General features: G+C 55.9%; 3 protein-coding genes and 2 pseudogenes. 3 read left to right on the top strand and 2 right to left on the bottom strand.

The window, feature by feature from the left end; genetic code table 11:
* The first annotated feature begins 33 nt into the window (after positions 1–33).
* The 3 genes from DH10_RS06320 (at position 34) to DH10_RS06310 (ending at position 3,458) form a co-directional block, all read left to right on the top strand.
* Complete coding sequence (locus DH10_RS06320) at positions 34–1,161, top strand: phosphoribosyltransferase domain-containing protein (RefSeq protein ID WP_246811501.1); 1,128 nt, start codon at positions 34–36, stop codon at positions 1,159–1,161.
* A 131-nt stretch (positions 1,162–1,292) separates the two neighbouring features.
* On the top strand, positions 1,293–2,378 hold the full coding sequence (locus tag DH10_RS06315; RefSeq protein ID WP_246811500.1) for a cysteine protease StiP domain-containing protein: 1,086 nt from the start codon (positions 1,293–1,295) through the stop codon (positions 2,376–2,378).
* A gap of 237 nt (positions 2,379–2,615) precedes the next feature.
* The gene (locus tag DH10_RS06310) at positions 2,616–3,458 is read left to right on the top strand and encodes an HAD family hydrolase (RefSeq protein WP_192384486.1); all 843 of its coding nucleotides are present in this window, start codon (positions 2,616–2,618) and stop codon (positions 3,456–3,458) included.
* A 57-nt stretch (positions 3,459–3,515) separates the two neighbouring features.
* Here the strand turns inward: DH10_RS06310 and DH10_RS06305 are convergent.
* Both DH10_RS06305 and DH10_RS06300 read right to left on the bottom strand, forming a co-directional pair.
* Positions 3,516–3,716, bottom strand: a pseudogene (locus tag DH10_RS06305) (integrase core domain-containing protein); the annotation flags it as partial.
* Positions 3,717–4,151: 435 nt separating this feature from the next.
* Positions 4,152–5,179, bottom strand: a pseudogene (locus DH10_RS06300) (IS110 family RNA-guided transposase).
* Between the last annotated feature and the right edge of the window lie 103 nt (positions 5,180–5,282).

Genomic DNA, 5,282 nt, shown 5'->3' with positions numbered 1-5,282 from the left:
ACTGGATAGAAACTGGGGGCAACGTCAGCCACTTTGGACAATGCACTTAGAAAATACCGTTCTGCCGAGCTCGCCCGTGGAACCATATCGGTTGAAATCGATCGCAGCCTAATGCCCCCCGATGCAATATTCGGGTTTGCGGAGCGCATTAACCCCAAACGGTCTTTCATGTTCGTTTCCAAGGTGCTTGGACGTCATATTCCCGTGCGGCCTTCGCTGATGCGAACGACGTACCAATTTCTGGCCGACCAAATTTCACCCGATCTCGAAGGGCCAATCCTGTTCATAGGAATGGCAGAAGCCGGTGTCGGGCTGGGTGCGGGCGTGCACCAGCAATACTCAGAACAAAATGACCGGGATGACACCGTCTACATTTGCACTACCAGACATGCACTTGGTTTGCCCCTAATCTGCGAGTTCCAGGAGGAGCACAGTCACGCCACGGGACATCTCTTACACTGGCCGCTCGTGCCAGGTCTGGCCTCGAGGGTCAAGAATGCCCGAACACTTGTATTGATTGACGATGAAGCGTCGACCGGAAAAACACTCGGCAATCTGTTCGCAGCTCTGCCTGCCAGCATCAGGTCGAACGTTCACAATGCGGTACTCGTCACCCTCACGGATTGGTCAGATGGCGCTATCGAACAGACGATAGCAACCAATGTGAAGCGCGCGTCACTCCTATCCGGGCGGTATCGCTGGCATGCAAACGGTCTGAACATCAACGCGCCGGAAGTGCCAACAGTTGAAACGAAAAGGCGCAAGGTCATTTCGCCCGACAAGGATATCGACTGGGCGCGATTGGGCGTCTCCCGCCACAGTCTGCAACTGGAGGGTCAGGCAGCAGCGTCGGGCGCTACGCTGGTTCTTGGTACAGGAGAACATATTTGGCAGCCGTTCCTGCTTGCGGAAAAGTTGGAGATGGAAGGAGCTGACGTCCACTACTCATCCGTTACACGATCGCCGATTTCAGTAGGTCACGCGATTGTAAAGAAATTCGCGTTTGAAGACAATTACGGGGGGCATTCGTTAAATTACCTGTACAATGTCAATCCGTCAGATTACGCAAAGGTCCTCCTTTGCTCCGAGACGGATGAAGAGCAGATAAGTCCTATACTTGTGACGTCATTGCGGCGGCCAACAGTCGTAGTTGCTCGGTGAGCACCTTTCTCGATTGTCAATATCCGCTGCATTCAACTTTTATTTCATCAATACTCCGGCCTGGGTTTGAAGTCCGCGGGCATTTAAGCGTCCCGGGTTCCGATACGTGGCGGAGGAAAGAGAGGACTTTGTTGACGACGCAAAGTAAATTCATTTCGGGCACGTATGGTGGTTCGGACGTCACGTTTCTTTTGAAACCGATAAAATTGGAGGCAATCGACGTCGCATCGAAGGAAGCGGCGATACAGTCCGGTCTACGCCACTATTCGGAAACAATTTCATTCGAAGGCGCGCCCGAAGCCGGCTACATGGAGATATTTGATGGAGCGATGTCAGCTGGCGCTGCGAGAATGGGACGCGAGGTGGCAGCCCTCGCGCGGTCTATCTCAAACCAAATTAAAGGCCCGATCACGTTGGCGAGCCTCGTTCGGGCCGGAGTGCCCTTGGGTGTTCTCCTCAAGCGTGCGTTGTCGCGCCTAAAAAAGGACGTCGAACACTTTGGCATTTCGATCATCCGGGACCGCGGAATTGACTGCAATGCAATGCACCACATCATTGAGCGGCGGCCCATCGAAGGCCTGCTGTTCGTTGATGGCTGGACCGGCAAAGGCGCTATCTCCAACGAGCTGGAACGGAGCTTCCATTCATTTTCTGCACAGCCGCCAAAGCTGGTGGTTCTGGCTGACCCCTGTGGCCGCGCGTGGCTTGCGGCGTCGAGCGAAGACTGGCTTATTCCATCGGGAATACTCGGAAGCACCGTGTCCGGGCTGATCAGCCGTTCGATACTGAACGAGCAGGTCACAGGTCCGGAAGATTTTCACGGTACAGTCATATGGGATCACTTGATGTCCCACGATATCTCAGCTGCTTTCGTGGACAATGTGTGGACACATGCCGCCACCGCGTTAGACCAAAATAACGATATCGCGCAGTGGACGGATAACGACCGCTCAAGCCATCAGAGACGATCGCGGGAGGCAATCAATCGAATTGCTGCAGAGTTTGCCGTTGAGAATTTTAATCGGATCAAGCCAGGAATTGCGGAAGCCACGAGGGCAATTCTGCGCCGTATGCCTCAAATTGTATTCCTTTCTTCCGTTGAAGATGCTGAGCTGGCAGCGCTGCTGTATTTGATCCGAGAGAAGAATGTTCCCTTCCAAGTCGTCTCGGAAAAAATCCAGCCTTATCGCGCCATTACATTAATCCAGACGGTTTAAAAAGATCTTGAAAAACGTATCGCCGTTTGAACTCGGGACGACACTTTAAATGTCGATTATAAAGCAAGACGCGCCTGCTTATATTTTGGGAGAAAAACTTCCGAAACTAAAGTCGTTGGTCCTGTGTCCAGAAGACGAAGCAGTTGGCAAAGATGTGAACGAAAAACCAAAGTGATCCGCGGGATCTATCCGAGTTGACGAAAACGAATTCCAAATATGTATGGCGGATCGAGTGCAATGCCTGATCAACCCGTCAAATCCGCAGATCACGCCATCCAGCCAATCGTCTTTGCCGATCTGGATGACACATTGTTCCAGACGCACGCAAAGTGTCCGAAAGGCAGCGAGGACAAACTGGCTCTAGCTGCGATCTCGTCGAACGGACATCATTCCATGATGACCCCGCGGCAGGTTGCGATGATCGATTGGCTGCTGAGTACGTCACAGGTCATTCCCGTCACGGCACGTGGCTCGACAGCCTACGGGAACGTCAAGATCGCGTTCAACAGCTATGCAATTGTTGCCAACGGCGCTGTCATCCTTAAGCCGGGTGGTGCGCATCTGAAGGAATGGCACGATGTCATTTCTAAGGAACTGATCCCTCACAGGGAGGCACTGAACAAGGTACTTGAAATAGGTCGACAAGGAGCCGAAGCTGGCAAAATGTCTGTTCGTTCGTGGATCGTTGAAGAAATGGATATGGCCACATACGCCGTCTTCAAAGAAAACGACGGTGATGGCAAGAGGCTGGCGGAACTGAAATTTGAGTTCGACGATGCGGGTTGGATACGGCATCACAACGGAAACAACTTCGCGCTCATTCCCCCGCCGGTTTCAAAGCGCCGGGCAGTAGAGTTCCTCTTGAAGAAGATCCGCTCGGAGTCTGGAGATAGGCCAGCGATCGGATTCGGTGACAGCGCAAGCGATCTCGCCTATCTCAATCTGTGCGACTGGTGGGGCGCGCCATCGCGCTCGCAGATTTCGGCGATGCTGAACCAAGGCTTGACCTTCGGCGAATCGACAAACGCAGCGCTCTCCGACCGGAAACTTTGCAAAAGACCAACTTATCAGGCTGTGTGAGAACTAGATGTTTAGTCCCGGCATTTGCTGGAGCGGATTGAGTGTGAGGCGTTCGGGCTATGTGGCCCAGGTTTTGCAGATGAACTCGTAAGGCGTGAGGCCCTTGAGGGTCTCGAGCCTGTGCGCGAAGTTGTAGGCCGCGACGAAGTCGGCGAGATGCTGGCGGAGTTGGTCATGGCTCTCGTGGTAGAAGCGCCTGACGGTCGCATCCTTGATGGTCCGGTTCATCCTCTCGACTCGGCCCTTATCCGGCATATGATCTGTGGTGCCTTTTCGTCCTACTGTTCTTGTTTTGGAACGGCCTTATGGTGAGCCCATCCGGGACGTGGGGCACCGGAAGCACGAAGGTGCAGGCAGGCCGCCGCTCCCAGCGCGACCGGCACGACAACACGCCAATCCGAGCGGCGTGCGGCAACGCCGCTGGCGGGCAACACGACATCTACTGATCCGCGCTCGCAGCGCATCCGGGAAAGTCGCGAGTGCGGACTTGTGTCAGGCCTTTCGGGTGCGGCCATTTCACATGCCGCGGGCCGGTATGGTGATGCGCGGAAGGTCCAAATCTGCTTGGCGAGCTCATGAAGCTCTCGTCCAAACACTGGTTTTCCTGACCCCGATCTGGTCGATCATTTGCCCATGCGGTTCTTGCCTTCCTCACATCCCCGACGTACCGGCTTCAGGTGCGCTGCTGAATGATCATGCCCGCACCATCGCCGGATACCGGTAATCCTCCTGTTTCGTCAGCATGGCCCAGATCCCGCGCGCCATTTTATTGGCCAGCGCGATTGCCACCAGTATGCGCGGCTTCTTCGCCATCATGCGGGCAAGCCAGGAACCCTCGGGCGCACGCTTGCGGGATGCCCACTGCACCGCGGCCTTGGCGCCGACGATGAGCAGACGTCGAATGTCGCGCTGGCCCATCTTCGAGGTCTTGCCTAGTCGTTGCTTGACGGTAGATTTCTGCAGCGGGACCAGCCCGAGCCAGGCGGCAAAGTCGCGCCCGCACTTGAACGTCTCCATGGGCGGCGCGAAGGTTTCGATGGCAAGGGCGGCGATGGGGCCGACACCGGGCATGGTCTGCAAGCGTTGCGATGTTTCACCTTTCCTGGACAGCACGTCGATCGTCTTCTTCAGTGCGTCGAGCCGGTCAGTCAGCTGGTCGATCTGGCCCAACAGATCGCCGCAGATCTCGCGGACCAGATCCGGCAGTCCCGTGTTCTCGTCCTCAACGACTTCTGCCAGACGCCGCAGGTGGCCGATGCCTTGCGGAGCAACATGGCACCGAACTCGTAAAGGTGCGCGCGCAAGGCGTTGACCAACTCGGTGCGCTGATTGACCAGCTGTTCGCGGGTGCGAAACACAATCGCCCGGGACTGCTGCTCCTCGCTCTTGGTCTCGACGAAGCGCATCGTTGGACGCGGCGCCGCCTCGACGATCGCCTCCGCATCCGCTGCGTCGTTCTTCTGCCGCTTGATGAACGGTTTGACATAGCCAGGGGCAATCAGTTTCGGCTGATGGCCGAGCCGGGCCATCTCGCGAGCCCAGTAGTGGGAACTGCCGCACGCCTCCATCGCCACGATACATGTCGGATGACCCGCCATGAACTTGCAAAACTGTAGGCGCGACAGCTTCTTGCGGAACACAACCGCTCCATCGGCTGCCGCCCCGTGTAGCTGAAAGGCGTTCTTTGCCAGATCGACCCCGATGATGGTAACCTTTTTCATGGATGCCTGCCTCTCCTTTGCGTGGCTGTAACACCACAAACTTGGCACATAGCGATGCCGTCGGAGAAGGCTGGCATCCACATGGGGTAATCGCGGGAGCGAG

It is taken from the genome of Mesorhizobium silamurunense, assembly GCF_014843825.1.
GTDB lineage: Bacteria > Pseudomonadota > Alphaproteobacteria > Rhizobiales > Rhizobiaceae > Mesorhizobium > Mesorhizobium silamurunense.
Note: the sequence above shows the minus strand (reverse complement) of the source record. Positions and strands in the feature narration are given on the sequence as shown.

Coding starts and splice junctions, on each gene's coding strand:
- DH10_RS06310 (WP_192384486.1), top strand. CDS start 2,616: ATGCCTGATCAACCCGTCAAATCCGCAGATCACGCCATCCAGCCAATC.